Below are 13,678 nucleotides of genomic sequence, written 5' to 3' on the forward strand. Positions count from 1 at the left end.
TGATAAAAAAAGCAGTTGAAATGAACGATGATCGTCATTTCAGCTGCTTTTTTAGGTAAAAATCATCACGCAATCTATTTGCTTGCGTTTATCTTTCGTTGATCGGTGTAGTGGCAAATTGTTCGATCAATGGCACTAATGTTAATTTCACTTTGTATTTACGTTCTAAAGCTTTTTCGATCGTAAATTCATTGACAGCAGACATAGAGATCTCTGCTAATTTTCGTGTGTCGTCTTTGACTGTTTCATTGATCACTACAGCATCTGCTGTTTTTTCAGCAGTGAACTTCGGATATTCTGCTACTTGTTTGGCAAAATCATCGAAAGTCAAAGAATCTGTCTCAACTTTTTCATCACTTGTTTTCTTGTCAGTTGTTGCTTTTTTACTGACTGATTGAGAAGTTGTCTCAACTTTTTCAACTTCTTTTGTTGGTGTTTCTTTTACGGACGCGTCATTAGTGACTGGTGTCGCTACAGGTTGAGCCGTTGGTTGATCTTTTTTCATGCGTTGATCATTCCAGTAAGAAACAATCTCAATCAATAGGTTGTCACGGAAACGTTCAAAAATCGTTGCTTCACCAGAACGAATACGTTTCAAGACAGCAGTAAAGTTATCGTCGATTGGTACATTGATGCGTGTATCTTCATTTGCTTGTCCTGCTAAGCCAATGATTAAGACTTGACGGTTTTTAGGATCAAGCATGACTTGCAATGGCAGACCATAACGGCGTAAACTTTCTTCTTCCAATGAACGGAATAATTGTGTGCGAATTCCATCTAAAGAAGGACGGAATTGTTTTAATAATTTTTGTTTTTGTTTTTTCTTCATAGATACTCTCCTTCATTCATACCCTTTCGATTATAAGAAAAAAACGAGCAAATGAAAAGGTTTATCAAGAAAAAACTTTTATTACTTCGATGGAAAAACAAAATTGAGTGGGATAATCGACCTCTCACATATGCTAAAACTGAATAAACGGTGGAAACAGCAGTAAACTTCTCGGAAATAAGGCGACATCCACAGAAATTTGATGAACAATTTCGTAGATATCGCCTTATTTCTCGAGGTTAAATACTTCTGTTCCAATCTCTCAAAAAGGGGAGCAAAAGTCCACAGACTAATGCTCCCTCATCTAGTTATTTTTTTGGCAATAAGGCAAAGGTGACTAGTTCAGGTGAATAGATGACCTCATGTCCTTGCCATTGCATCGTCATCAATGAATGATCCAAGCGTTTTTTTATTTCCGCAAGTTTTTCATCCCTTGACCAGTTTCGAGCAGGAAAATGCTGGATTTTTTCTGGACGGATCAAAAAGATAAAATCTGGATCAAATGTCTGAGTCACTTTTTCAGATAAACGATCTAAGCGGTCCACGGGGTTCATAGAATATCACTATCCTTTACCTTTAAAATTGTGTAGTATCTGGATCTTTTGCTTTGCCAACGACACCATCTAATTGGTCGATCGTCTTCATTTCTTCTTCTGATAGCTCAAAATCAAATAATTCAGTGTTCTCCTTGATTCTGCTTGGTGTAACAGATTTTGGTAATGGTAAGAAACCGTGTTGTAATGACCAACGTAGCGCTACTTGGGCAACGCTCTTATTGTGTGTGTTGGCAATCTCTTGCATTTCTGTGACGTCGAAGATTTTACCAGTGCCAAGAGGGCTATATGCTTCAAGGACCATATCATGTTTTTTCGCGTACTCAACAACAGGTGGTTGCAATTCGCCTGGAGCAAGAAATACTTGATTGACCATTGGCATGATTTTTGCTGTTTTTGCAAGTTCATCTAAGTGATGCGGTAAGAAGTTGCTGACACCGATCGCTTTGATTTTGCCAGCTTCGTATAACTCTTCAAAAGCACGCCATGTTTCGGCATTCGCTTCTTGCCAATTTTCGCGGAAAGAAACTGGATTAGGCCAATGGATCAAGAAAAGATCCACATAGTCTGTTTGTAATTTTTTTAAGGACTCTTCGAAAGAGGACATTGCTAGATCGTAGCTATGGTTTTCGTTCCAAAGTTTAGTCGTTAAGAAAATCTCTTCTCTTGGAACACCACTTTCTTTGATTGCTTGTCCGACACTTTCTTCGTTTTTGTACCCTTGAGCGGTATCAATATGACGATAACCGGCAGCTAATGCTTCTTTAACTGAGGAAACAGCAACGTCTCCGTCAGGGGTTTGCCAAGTACCGAAACCGACAACAGGGATTTCATAGCCATTTGATAAACGGTAAGTAGATGTTAGTGAATTCATACTTTCAGCTCCTTTGATTTTAGTACACTTTAAGTGTAGCTTATTTTCTAAAAAAAGAAATGTATTTTGTTTGTTATAAAATATTTTTTTGTTCGTTCCATTTTGTCTCTGGTATTTTTGTTTGATTTTCCGTAAACTAGAGCAGAAAGGAATGAAACGATGGATATCTATTTAAAAAAAGCAATCTTGCATATTATTGATCGAGAAACAGGATCTCCTGTATTTTCACAACAAGAACTGGATCTTACGAAAGATTTTGTCAGGGACTTTCTACAAAAGAAGATCCAAAAAATCTCTTCTGCACAAACTAAAACAGGGCAACTCACTGAAGAAAGCCTATTTTCTCAAAACTTGAAACAGTGTCAAGAAAATTTTGTCGAAGAAAGTGAGCGTTTAGTCCAACGGTGGTTTGACATCTATGCAGAAAGTGAGGAAGCACCTAGTGCAGATGTTTTCGTTGTCTTGTATGAAGTAGACACTGTGATGTATTTAGCTTTATTGAAAGTGAATTATCGTGATGCTTATACTCACTATGTGGAAGCAGATGAAGCCGGTATTGACAACCGTTTGATTTTGAACCGAGCGATCCTTGGCTCAAAATCTCAAAAAGCAGATGAAGCCTTAGCAGTCAATCTGACAGATCTGACGTATGAGTTGATTGAAAAACGCTATGAGTTCTCTGGTAAAAAAGAATGGTACTTTTCGGGAAAAGTGATTGAGAGCGTCCCGGCACCTTCTTTGGAAGACAACGTCAAAGTGATAAAAAAAGTGGCGAAGCAGCTAGGCAAGAAGTTTGAAGCAGAAGAATTCGATATCATGGCGGACTTAAAAGAAGCTGTGTATGATACGATCGAAGAAAAAGGTAGATTGGATCATGAAATGATCGCGGAGAAAGTATTCAAAGAAAATATCACTGCCAAGTTAGCATTCCAAGAAGAAGTCAAAGAACAAGGCTTTATTCCAGAAGCACCACCAGTGAAAGAAGTACAAGAAATCTCAGAGAAAAAATTCGGAAAGCAAAAATTCCGTTTATCAAATGGCATTGAATTGATTGTACCAGTAGACGTTTATCGTAACCCGGATTTGATTGAATTTGTCAATAATCCTGATGGTACGATCTCTGTCATGATTAAAAATGTGGATGAAGTATTGAATCGTCTATAGTTTCTTTTAGATGAATCAAAGAAACCAAATAAAAGTGAATAGTAAAAAAGCAGTCAATATCCACGAAGATCGTTTTTCAAGTCTTGTGGGTGTTGACTGCCTTTTTTGTGTTGTTTATTGTAAACTGGTTCATTGATCTAATTGATCTAACGCTTTGTCCGGCACTTGAGAAGCTGTTACTTCTTCCCAACTGATGACGCCTTTACGTGAATTGACTTTTAGTTTTAAATAAGCATCCATTTTTAAAGGACGTTCTCTCGCTTCACGTAAAGTGACTGCTTTTTCTTCTCCTTGTGCGTTGTAAGCATTTTGGTCGTATACATAAATAGAAACGTCCATGTCATTGTCTGCTGAGTCAACTTCTTTTTCTCCGTTAGTGGTGATTTTTGTATAATAAGTTTCACCGCCATAGAAATAATCATAAGCGATAAAGCTTCCTCCTAGGAAAATTCCCAATACAATCAATAATGCTATCAATTTTTTTATCATTTTTTTCACCTCGGATACTATTATTCAACAAAATCTATTATTCGTCTATCGAAAGTCCAAAATTTATCGTATTTATATATAATAATGGCATATTCGCCGTTTTATGTATAAAATACTTAAGTTTTCTGTGAGAACATTTTTCAAAGTTGAGCTTACGATAATCGAATTTTAGGAGAGCTAGTTGCTTTGCTTAAAAAAACACAAATTATATAATAATGTTATGAAAGGTGGTATTAAAATGGAACTGTATTATTTAGTTGGTTTGTTTGGTATAATTTTTGGACTTTATGTGTTAGCAAAAAGAAACAATAAGATAAAACCATTCTTTTCCAAATTAACTTTAGCATTTTTGGTTGTATACTTGATCTGGCGTCTTTTCTACACGATCCCAAATGATGGCGTGATATCATTAACTTTCGGTCTTATTTTATATGTGGCAGAATTTATTGGTTTATTTGTGTATGGTTTTTTTATTTACTTGTTTTCTAATAAGTTGTCGAAAGAGTCCATGAGAGTTCATTACGATGAGGAGCCATTTCAACCAAGTGTAGCAGCGTTTATATGTACGTATAATGAGGATAATAAATTAGTGATTGCGACTGCTTTGGCTGTCAAAGCGTTACGTTATCCAAATAAGAAAATATATATTTGTGATGATGGTCATCGTGAGGAATTGAAAGAACTTGCAGAAAAATACCATATTGGTTATCTGACAAGAGAAGGTAACGAGAACGCAAAGGCAGGAAATATCAACTATGCACTTTCACAAACAAGTAGCGACTTGATTTTGCTTTTAGATGCTGATTTCATCGTTAAGAAAAATATTATTTACGAGGCTATCGATTATTTTAGAAATCCAAAGGTTGCGTTAATTCAATATCCTCAAACTTTTTATAATAAAGATCCCTTCCAATTATTGAGAAAATCATTTTACAATGAACAGGAATTATTTATGCGTTTTTTAGAACCAGCTCTTTCACGTGAAAATGCGTTGATCCATATCGGGACCAACGCTATCATTCGACGCAGTGCTTTAGAGGAGATAGGTGGCGTCCCAACAAAAAGCATTACTGAAGATATGGCAACAGGGATGTTATTGCAAAATGCTGGTTATGAAACGATTTTCATAAATAAAGCTTATGCTTTGGGAATCACGCCTTATACAGCTCGAGAGCTGTCCTCTCAACGGACACGTTGGGCCCAAGGTACAAAGCAAATATTTGACCATTTTAAACCACGTAAATTTAAAGGGTTATCTCGTATGCAAAAATTGTGTTACTATAATTCTTATTTGTACTGGTTTACTTCATTTCAAAAAATCATTTTTTTATTAGCACCAACTCTTTTTATGGTCTTTGATATATTTATTGTTCGAAGTAACAACAATCAGTTATTATTGTTCTTTTTACCACCGTTTGTCATGATTTCTCTTTCGTTTCGGTTGTATGTTCCTAAAATCAGGAATCTTACTACTTCGCATATCTATGATTGTTTTGTCGCGCCGATCCATACTAGAGCATTGATCAAAGAGTTCTTTCATTCGGAAAAAAAATTCAAAGTGACAAAAAAGGAACTTGTTGACAGTCAATCATTTGATTGGCGAACAGTTTTTCCTCACATGTTACTATTTGGTTGGATCGCTTTCGCCTCTATCGTTGCATTGTACCGACTTTATCGAGGAGAAGGATATGAAACAGGCTATATTGTGACACTTCTATGGTCAGTGTATAACCTCTATGGATTATTCTATGCGATTTTGATTGGTAAAAATCGAACAATTGAAAGCGACAGTGAAGCATTGAGCATTGTAACAAAGAAACAACTAAGTTATCTATCCCAATCATTTGAGATGTATCAAATGAGTTATAACGGATTTAGACTTCGTTCCAAAAAATTAGTTACTCCCACTTTTACACCTGGGAAAGCTTATTTATTTATGGATGAGAAAACTGGACTTAGAATCAATTCGATATGTAAAGAAAATCATGGGAGATATGCGACTTTCTCATTTAACAATTTGACACAAGCTTCTGCAGAAGAACTTGCAAGTTACTACAGTGATCAGTTGAATGCAGCAAAACAATTAGAATTCGATATGGAAACCGATACTTTACAAAGTTGAGAGTATGACTATTACTAATAGAAAACGAACGCTGTCAATAATAACAATAGCGTTATGACAGAGGTCGGCACAGAAGTATTTAGGCTCGAGAAATAAGACGACAGCTACGTAAATTGTTCTTCAAATTTTTGTGGCTGCCGTCTTATTTCCGAAGAGTTTACTTCTGTCCCCGCTGTATATTCCCTTTTAGAATATGCGTGAAGACTAATGTCCCACTCACTTTTTATTGAAATAGTGTATCGAAACACTTTAATTGACTTTGACCAATTTTGACGTATAATAGGGTTTGTTCATAACTTACAAAAAGTAAGTGTAGATGATTTTTTTGAGTTTATACTGAAAAAACTGTTATGGACGATGAGCTGAAATCATTCAGTGCATAAGACTATTTAGGAGGTTTGTTAATTATGGCAAAAGAACATTTTGATAGAAGTAAACCACACGTAAACATCGGAACCATTGGGCACGTTGACCATGGGAAGACCACATTGACTGCTGCAATCACGACAGTATTAGGGAAAAAAGGCTTAGCAAATCCTCAAGATTATGCAAGCATTGATGCAGCTCCAGAAGAACGTGAACGTGGGATCACCATCAACACAGCACACGTAGAATATGAAACTGATAAACGTCACTATGCACATATCGATGCACCAGGACATGCGGATTATGTGAAGAACATGATCACAGGTGCCGCTCAAATGGATGGTGCGATCTTAGTTGTTTCTGCGACAGACGGACCAATGCCTCAAACTCGCGAGCATATCCTTTTGTCACGTCAAGTTGGTGTAAAATATTTGATTGTATTTTTGAATAAAGTTGATTTGGTCGATGATGAAGAATTGATCGATCTTGTAGAAATGGAAGTTCGTGAATTATTGAATGAATATGGTTTCCCAGGTGATGACACACCTGTCATCAAAGGCTCTGCATTGAAAGCATTGCAAGGTGACCCAGAAGCAGAAGCTGCGATCAATGAATTGATGGAAACAGTGGATGACTATATCCCAACACCAGAACGTGATACCGACAAACCATTGCTTTTACCAGTTGAAGATGTTTTCTCAATCACTGGTCGCGGAACGGTAGCATCTGGTCGGATCGACCGTGGAGCTGTTCGTGTCGGTGATGAAATCGAGATCATCGGAATCAAACCTGAAACGAAAAAAGCGGTTGTGACAGGGGTAGAGATGTTCCGTAAAACGTTAGATTATGGCGAAGCTGGAGATAACGTCGGAATCTTGTTACGTGGTATTCAAAGAGAAGATATTGAACGTGGTCAAGTAATTGCGAAACCTGGTTCAATCACACCACATACAAAATTTAAAGCGGAAGTTTATGTATTGACGAAAGAAGAAGGCGGACGTCATACACCGTTCTTCAATAACTACCGCCCACAATTTTATTTCCGCACAACAGACGTAACAGGTACGATCGTGTTGCCAGAAGGAACAGAAATGGTTATGCCTGGTGACAACGTAACCATCGACGTAGAATTGATCCATCCAGTGGCAATCGAACAAGGAACGACTTTCTCTATTCGTGAAGGTGGTCGAACTGTCGGTTCAGGAATGGTAACAGAAATCGAAGCGTAAGTATTTATATAAAAAAAATATAAAACCTGTGGACAAGGTATTTACTTGAATATCTTGTCCAATGGTTGTAATAGAAGTGTTAATCACCGATAAAAAAGCGAGCAAACTCGAAAATTTCTTTGAATTTTTGGGTTTCTCGCTTTTTTTTGTGGGGGGAATCTTCGAACAACATTTTATGAGATTCTGGAAGAATAGATGAATTAGAAATTTGAACGTTCAAAGGGTTGAGCGAAATCCATGACTATTTGTTTTCTGAAATCGATGATTTTATTGGGGAAATTCGCTCAGTAAATAGTGCAAAGGGAAATTTTCGGTTTGCGCCGGTCATGTATTTAGAGTATTCTCTAAAACATATTGACCAAATGCCACAGTCTACTTTTGAAGAAATCATCAAAAAAAATGTAGAGATGAACATCGCTCATCCTTTTCGTGAAGAGAACGGTAGGAGTACTAGAATTTGGTTAGATCTCATTTTGAAATCGGAGATACAGAAAGTGGTTGACTGGAATCTAATTGACAAGTCGGATTATTTATCTGCAATGGAACGTAGTCCGATCAATGACTTAGAAATCAGCTATTTGATTTCTAACGCGTTGACAGATAAGATTTCCGATCGTGAACTGTATATGAAAGGGATCGATGTGAGTTATTTTTATGAAGGTTACTCTGAATATACGATTGATGATTTATAACAGAAGGAAAAAATGTTTTATGAATAAACAAAGTACGCCTGATTTTGACTAAAACAGCAAAATCAGGCGTTTTTTTATTTACGGAACCATTTTTTTAAGCCATTCAAAGGTTTTGTTTTTTGATCAACGGGCGCATTGTCAATGATCAATAACGTGATCATTACATAAGCGATCCAACTATCTCTTGAATAAAGTGTATAGCGAGATTTCCAGTTGGTGGCATATTTATCTTTGTATTCTCTCAACCCTTGAAAAGAATAGAAATGTGAGCCAAATTCATAGACTAGATAAGCAATCCGTTCTTGAATGAAACTTTTTCTTGAAGTCCCAACATTAGACAAAGGAGCCATACCCAAATTGAACCATCGGATATTTTCCTCCTTCATATATTCAAAAAGATGGATGAATAAATAGTCCATGCTGCCGGAAGGGGCAGTATCTGGATCATAGCGCATCAAATCAATCGTTCCGATCTTATCATTCGTATAAGTCGGCATGATCGAAGCGAAAGCGACCAACTCATCTTGATCGTTTTTGACGACTGCAATCGGTGCTCGCTGTAAATAGTCTTCTGAGAAGAAACCTAATGAGAAGCCTTTTTCTTTGCGACTGCCTAGCCAACGATCAGAAATGGTTTTAAGCTCAGCCATTTGTTGGGATGAATATGGGGGCTGAAGTACCTCAAACGTGAATCCTTCTCGTTCGATGCGATTCAGTATCGCACGTGTGCCTTTCATTTTTTTCCCAGAAGTCGTGAAGTCGGCTAACGAAACATGGCCTTCTTCGCCCATTTTGATAAAATCATAGCCAAATTCATGAAGGATCATAACCAGTTCTTCGCTCGTTTCATAAAAGACTGGCAAGTAGCATAAGCGATCTGTTTCTGCGATAAAGGCTTCGATCGCTTCTGGAAAATCTTCTTTTTTGCCTGAGGGATCGCCCATCACCACACACTTATTGTTATAACTAGCAAATTGTAACAAGACGGTTGCTTCCCCGTCTTTTTCATAGGTAAACATCCGTTTATCTTTCAAAAAAATCAGTTGACTATCTGAATTACCGCCGTAAGTTTCTAAAATCGTGGTGGCGACCGCTTCATCTAACTCTTGTCCAACTTGTGATTTTTTACCTTGGAGATAGTGGACAAATAAAATCATGATAAAGGCTACTGCTAAAATTGCTAGAAAACCAGACAACCAAATTTTTTCTGATGGAAATAGAAAAAATGAAATAAACCGATGATTACGATGTGGGAAAGTGGGCATATTATAAACACCGATCACGATATATAAAACGGTCAATGCACCTATGATCAACCCATCGATCGTCAACCATTCCCACGAGTAGATAAATTGATCTCTGAACAATTCATTACGTGAAGCGATCACGATACCTAATAGCAATAGTAAGAAAATAATGCCAGTAGTGCTTAGATCATTCAGTCCAACATAAATTAATGAAACAAGGATCAAAAAAATGGTTGGCCAGTAGACACGCTTGACTCTGGCTGCGATGCCTCGTCCCATAATAACAAACAAGAAGCCTAACAATATGCTTGGGAATTGCATAATAAAATGCATCTTTATAGGATTGATATGATGCAACCAACGAAACTCAGTAAATGCTTGCGGGATCGTTGCTGAAAGAACCAACATGATGCCAGAAAAATACATTAAGATCACCAGGATCTTCCGGGCAATCTGGGTCGCTAATTGCTTTGGAATACCAGAGTATCGTTGGTCGATCGATACACCGACATTTTTAAAGAAGAAAACTAATCCAATGAAAAATGGAATAAAGTAATAGAAGATCCGATAAAGCAAGATCCAGATCACAACGGTTTCTTTAGGGATACCTAGAGCTGATAAACCAAAGATCATCATCACATCAAAACTACCGATTTCTCCTGGGATCATTGAGATGATCCCGATAACTGAAGCAGCGATAAATAGAGGGATTGTTTGCCATAGATCGATGGGGATCTCCATCAAATAGCCGACTGCAAGAAAGGTTCCTAAGACACCCGTCCATTCCAATAAGGAAACGAGTAACAATTGCCCTTGGGATTTAATTGAAAGACCACCAACATAGCCTTCTTTTTTGATCGTGGTAAAAATAAAAACGATGGGGAAATACAAACCACCGGCAATCAACCAAATCCAATACTGTTTAAGAAACGGAGCGACAGGAGTAAAGAAGACCAAAAAAAACGAGACTAAACTATACAGAGATAAACCCGCCATCAAAAATAAAAATACTTTGGATAAAGCTTGCATGACTTGTTTGCTATCTTTTCTTTGACCGTAGAGTTCGGATCGTAAACCGATACTGACAAAGCCACCAAATCCAGCAATGTTATTAATGGTATTGATCATCCAACTTGTTTCAAATAAATATAATGGCTTTTGCTTTTGATTTAGTAACTTGTTGAAAATCAAATCATATCCAATCATGGGTAGAATAGAAATCAACCCAATCAAAAACATGACACCAATTTTCCAGAGTGGGATCGTGGAAAATGTTTGAGCTAGTTGGTCCGCAGATAACAAAGTACTGATTGTCATCAATTCACGAATAATAATCACTAATACAGAAATCAAAAAAATCGTTTTGATAAGTCTCAAGTGGCTTTTGAACCACTGAATGATTGGCTTGAACAAAAAATCACCTACTATTTTCAAATTTATTTTGTCAAGAAGTCTAAAACTTCTTGATTGAAGCGTTCTGGGTTTTGGCGAGCTAATTGGTGTCCTTGTCCTGTGACGAGAACAAATGAAGCATTAGGGATCGTTTTCGCTAAATAAAGCGAATGTTTCAGTTTGATGACATCTTTTTTACCGACGATGATCAGTGTTGGGCAATTGATTTTTTCTAAATGTTCTGTCGTGAGGCCAATATCATGAAGCAATAAATCGATGACCAATAAATGCTGACGTAAATGTGGCTGGAACAGTGCGCGCAACCAAACAAAGAAATAGTGAAAAGCACTGAGTAGTCGTGAGGACCAGAGAACCCCATTCAACCGTGTATTACCCGAATTTAAAATCAAGCGATTGACCCTATCTGGATAATTGCTTGAAAAAACTAAGGCAAGATTGGCTCCATCACTAAATCCCAAGATATTCGCTTGTGAGATTTGTTCCAGCAGCATGACTGTCAATAAATCATCTGCCATCAAACGAAAATTCAATGTTCCTGCTTGATTTGTCGATTGTCCATGCCCGCGACTATCGATGAGATAGATCGTAAAGTATTGTTCTAAAACGGGCACTTGTTCTGAAAAGAAATCACCGCTCCCGTCATTTCCATGAAGTAGCAAGAGGGGAAATCCATGTCCACTTTTTTCATAATAGATGTCAGTACCATCTGCCATTTTTGCAAATTTCTTTTCTCTTTTCACATTTATCACCTACTATTTTGAATTATAACGCTCTTTATCTATTTTAGAAATCGAAACTCTATAAAACGAACGATCATTTTCGTAAGATGAAAGGGAAAATGAAACATTCATTTTTTATTAAATTAAATAAGAAAAAACAGAGAAAAAATAGCCAAGAATGAAAAGAAATAGTAAGATAAAAAAAGATGTCAAATAGCTAGGTGGGTTTGAATGAAGAAAAAAAGAAAATCAATCTTCCGTATGATCGTAGGTCTATTTGTCTTCACGATTCTGGCAACGATTCTTTTTCTATTCGGTAGAACATATCAATCGATCAAGCGTGTAGAAAATTATCAGCCAGAGATTTCGTCAGCATTAGAAAAGTATCAAATGCAAGAACATGAGAATCTAGTGAAGGCAATCATACTTACTGAATCAAGAGGAAATGGTGTCGATTTGATGCAAAGTTCGGAAAGTGCCTATGGACAGATGGAGGCGATCACGACACAAGAAGGAAGTATTGACCAAGGAGTCAAATACCTCTCAGAGATGATAGCTGAGGCGAAAGCATTAGGTTGCGATCTGGCGACAGCGATCCAAGCGTACAATTTTGGCAAAGACTATATTGCTTACGTCAACGAAAGAGGCGGGAAGAACACGGTCCGTTTAGCCGAAGAGTATTCTAGGGATGTGTTGAGTCCGCTTTTAGGCAATGACAACAAAAAAACCTATCGCTATTGGCGAATCCAGTCATTATTGTATAATGGTGGGTATTTATACCATAATGGTGGTAATATGTTTTATGCAGATGTAGTGAAGATGAACCAACAGTTTCTTGAATGGTATGAAAATATTTTTTAAGCCTGTTGGATCGAACCAACTGCAAATCAAAGCAAGACGAATAATGAATACAATGAATGGAAAGAAGGAGTGCTTGGACGAGTGGAAGAAAATCAAAAAGTAATGGAGAAAAGAGAGAATACAACGAAAGATTGGGGATTAAGATTTTTCAAAGGAATGTTTATCGGCTCAGGATTTATCTTGCCGGGAGTGAGCGGAGGAGCTTTAGCAGCAGTATTTGGAATGTATGAGCGGCTGATTTCATTCTTAGCACATATCACTAGAAACTTTAAAGAAAACGTCTTATTCTTTTTACCAGTCGGCTTAGGTGGTGTCACTGGCGTATTCTTGCTGTCTTTTTTAGTCAGTTTTTTACTAGGGGCCTATGAAACAACGATTTTGTGGTTCTTTGTGGGATGTATTGCTGGAACGGTGCCCGCTTTATGGAAAGAGTCAGGGAAAAAAGGCCGAAACAATACAGATCTCATTATTATGGTTGTGACATTTATTTTAGGTTATCTTTTCTTGTTATATGGTGCCCGTTTATTTGATGGGCAAGTAGAACAAAATGTCTATACCTGGATGATGGCAGGCGGTTTGATTGGTCTCGGAATGATCGTTCCTGGATTAAGTCCATCGAATTTTTTAGTTTACATGGGACTGTATAAAGCGATGGCTGATGGATTTAAAGAAGTGCGTTTAGAAGTGATCATTCCTATTGCAATCGGCGGAATCGTGTGTGTACTAGGTCTTTCCAAAGTAATGGATTTTATTTTCTCAAAAGCTTATAGCAAATTATTCCATTTTATTCTAGGCATTGTTTTTGCATCCACGATCATGATCATTCCTACAAATTATAGTGGACTTGGCATTTTAGGTATCTTGGCATGTCTAGTGTTATTCATTGCTGGTGCTGCACTAGGCTGGTGGATGAGCCGTTTAGAAGAGCAGTATAAGTAGAAGAAGCACAAGAAGAAAAGTCACGTGATCGTTGTATTCAATCAGCCAAGTTCTTGATAGATGGTTCGAAGAAACGATTCTCTTCTGTGATTTTTCTAGGTGAAGTATATGGTGAGATAGAAAAATAGAAAACAGATCCGCTGTTTTTTGATTTTTCTATCTTTTTTTAAAATTAAAAAA

General features: G+C 37.2%; 11 protein-coding genes and 1 pseudogene. 6 read left to right on the forward strand and 6 right to left on the reverse strand.

What is annotated here, in order from left to right; translation table 11 throughout:
- Positions 1-88: 88 nt before the first annotated feature.
- The 3 genes from IGJ95_RS05375 to IGJ95_RS05385 all read right to left on the reverse strand — a co-directional run bounded on the left by IGJ95_RS05375 (position 89) and on the right by IGJ95_RS05385 (position 2,257).
- Positions 89-829: a hypothetical protein gene (locus IGJ95_RS05375; RefSeq protein ID WP_023519456.1), complete on the reverse strand. Its 741-nt coding sequence runs from the start codon at positions 827-829 to the stop codon at positions 89-91.
- Positions 830-1,137: 308 nt separating this feature from the next.
- Complete coding sequence (locus IGJ95_RS05380; protein WP_010735801.1) at positions 1,138-1,383, reverse strand: hypothetical protein; 246 nt, start codon at positions 1,381-1,383, stop codon at positions 1,138-1,140.
- Positions 1,384-1,405: 22 nt separating this feature from the next.
- Positions 1,406-2,257 (reverse strand): aldo/keto reductase, encoded by an 852-nt coding sequence (locus tag IGJ95_RS05385; protein ID WP_010735800.1) that lies wholly within the window; start codon positions 2,255-2,257, stop codon positions 1,406-1,408.
- Positions 2,258-2,416: 159 nt separating this feature from the next.
- On the opposite strand from IGJ95_RS05385, the gene IGJ95_RS05390 reads away from it, so the two are divergent.
- Positions 2,417-3,421 carry a nucleoid-associated protein gene (locus IGJ95_RS05390; protein ID WP_019723512.1) on the forward strand — a complete coding sequence of 335 codons (1,005 nt, stop codon included), beginning with the start codon at positions 2,417-2,419 and terminating at the stop codon, positions 3,419-3,421.
- Positions 3,422-3,550: 129 nt separating this feature from the next.
- Here IGJ95_RS05390 and IGJ95_RS05395 read toward each other — a convergent pair whose 3' ends face one another.
- Positions 3,551-3,907, reverse strand: coding sequence for a YxeA family protein (locus tag IGJ95_RS05395; protein ID WP_029594083.1), 357 nt, complete (start codon positions 3,905-3,907; stop codon positions 3,551-3,553).
- Positions 3,908-4,148: 241 nt separating this feature from the next.
- On the opposite strand from IGJ95_RS05395, the gene IGJ95_RS05400 reads away from it, so the two are divergent.
- The 3 genes and pseudogenes from IGJ95_RS05400 to fic all read left to right on the forward strand — a co-directional run.
- On the forward strand, positions 4,149-6,032 hold the full coding sequence (locus tag IGJ95_RS05400; RefSeq protein WP_023519459.1) for a glycosyltransferase family 2 protein: 1,884 nt from the start codon (positions 4,149-4,151) through the stop codon (positions 6,030-6,032).
- Positions 6,033-6,439: 407 nt separating this feature from the next.
- Positions 6,440-7,627: an elongation factor Tu gene (gene tuf, locus IGJ95_RS05405; protein ID WP_023519460.1), complete on the forward strand. Its 1,188-nt coding sequence runs from the start codon at positions 6,440-6,442 to the stop codon at positions 7,625-7,627.
- Between the two features lie 179 nt (positions 7,628-7,806).
- Positions 7,807-8,319, forward strand: a pseudogene (fic, locus tag IGJ95_RS05410) (protein adenylyltransferase Fic); the annotation flags it as partial.
- A gap of 74 nt (positions 8,320-8,393) precedes the next feature.
- Here fic and mprF read toward each other — a convergent pair.
- Together mprF and IGJ95_RS05420 are read right to left on the reverse strand one after the other, a co-directional pair.
- Positions 8,394-10,979: a bifunctional lysylphosphatidylglycerol flippase/synthetase MprF gene (gene mprF / locus IGJ95_RS05415; RefSeq protein WP_194179699.1), complete on the reverse strand. Its 2,586-nt coding sequence runs from the start codon at positions 10,977-10,979 to the stop codon at positions 8,394-8,396.
- A gap of 23 nt (positions 10,980-11,002) precedes the next feature.
- Positions 11,003-11,719 carry an alpha/beta fold hydrolase gene (locus IGJ95_RS05420; protein ID WP_010735792.1) on the reverse strand — a complete coding sequence of 239 codons (717 nt, stop codon included), beginning with the start codon at positions 11,717-11,719 and terminating at the stop codon, positions 11,003-11,005.
- A 210-nt stretch (positions 11,720-11,929) separates the two neighbouring features.
- Here IGJ95_RS05420 and IGJ95_RS05425 point away from each other — a divergent pair, with 210 nt between their 5' ends.
- On the forward strand, positions 11,930-12,559 hold the full coding sequence (locus IGJ95_RS05425) for a lysozyme family protein (protein WP_010735791.1): 630 nt from the start codon (positions 11,930-11,932) through the stop codon (positions 12,557-12,559).
- 102 nt (positions 12,560-12,661) lie between these two features.
- Positions 12,662-13,498: a DUF368 domain-containing protein gene (locus IGJ95_RS05430; protein ID WP_041684401.1), complete on the forward strand. Its 837-nt coding sequence runs from the start codon at positions 12,662-12,664 to the stop codon at positions 13,496-13,498.
- The last annotated feature ends 180 nt before the right edge of the window (positions 13,499-13,678 follow it).

Source organism: Enterococcus sp. AZ156, assembly GCF_051714165.1.
Taxonomy (GTDB): domain Bacteria; phylum Bacillota; class Bacilli; order Lactobacillales; family Enterococcaceae; genus Enterococcus_B; species Enterococcus_B pernyi.

Excerpts from the sequence above, each read along its gene's own strand:
- IGJ95_RS05375 (WP_023519456.1), bottom strand. The coding sequence starts at position 829 with ATGAAGAAAAAACAAAAACAAAAATTATTAAAACAATTCCGTCCTTCT.
- tuf (WP_023519460.1), top strand. The coding sequence starts at position 6,440 with ATGGCAAAAGAACATTTTGATAGAAGTAAACCACACGTAAACATCGGA.
- IGJ95_RS05385 (WP_010735800.1), bottom strand. The coding sequence starts at position 2,257 with ATGAATTCACTAACATCTACTTACCGTTTATCAAATGGCTATGAAATC.
- IGJ95_RS05390 (WP_019723512.1), top strand. The coding sequence starts at position 2,417 with ATGGATATCTATTTAAAAAAAGCAATCTTGCATATTATTGATCGAGAA.
- IGJ95_RS05425 (WP_010735791.1), top strand. The coding sequence starts at position 11,930 with ATGAAGAAAAAAAGAAAATCAATCTTCCGTATGATCGTAGGTCTATTT.
- IGJ95_RS05400 (WP_023519459.1), top strand. The coding sequence starts at position 4,149 with ATGGAACTGTATTATTTAGTTGGTTTGTTTGGTATAATTTTTGGACTT.
- IGJ95_RS05380 (WP_010735801.1), bottom strand. The coding sequence starts at position 1,383 with ATGAACCCCGTGGACCGCTTAGATCGTTTATCTGAAAAAGTGACTCAG.
- IGJ95_RS05430 (WP_041684401.1), top strand. The coding sequence starts at position 12,662 with ATGGAGAAAAGAGAGAATACAACGAAAGATTGGGGATTAAGATTTTTC.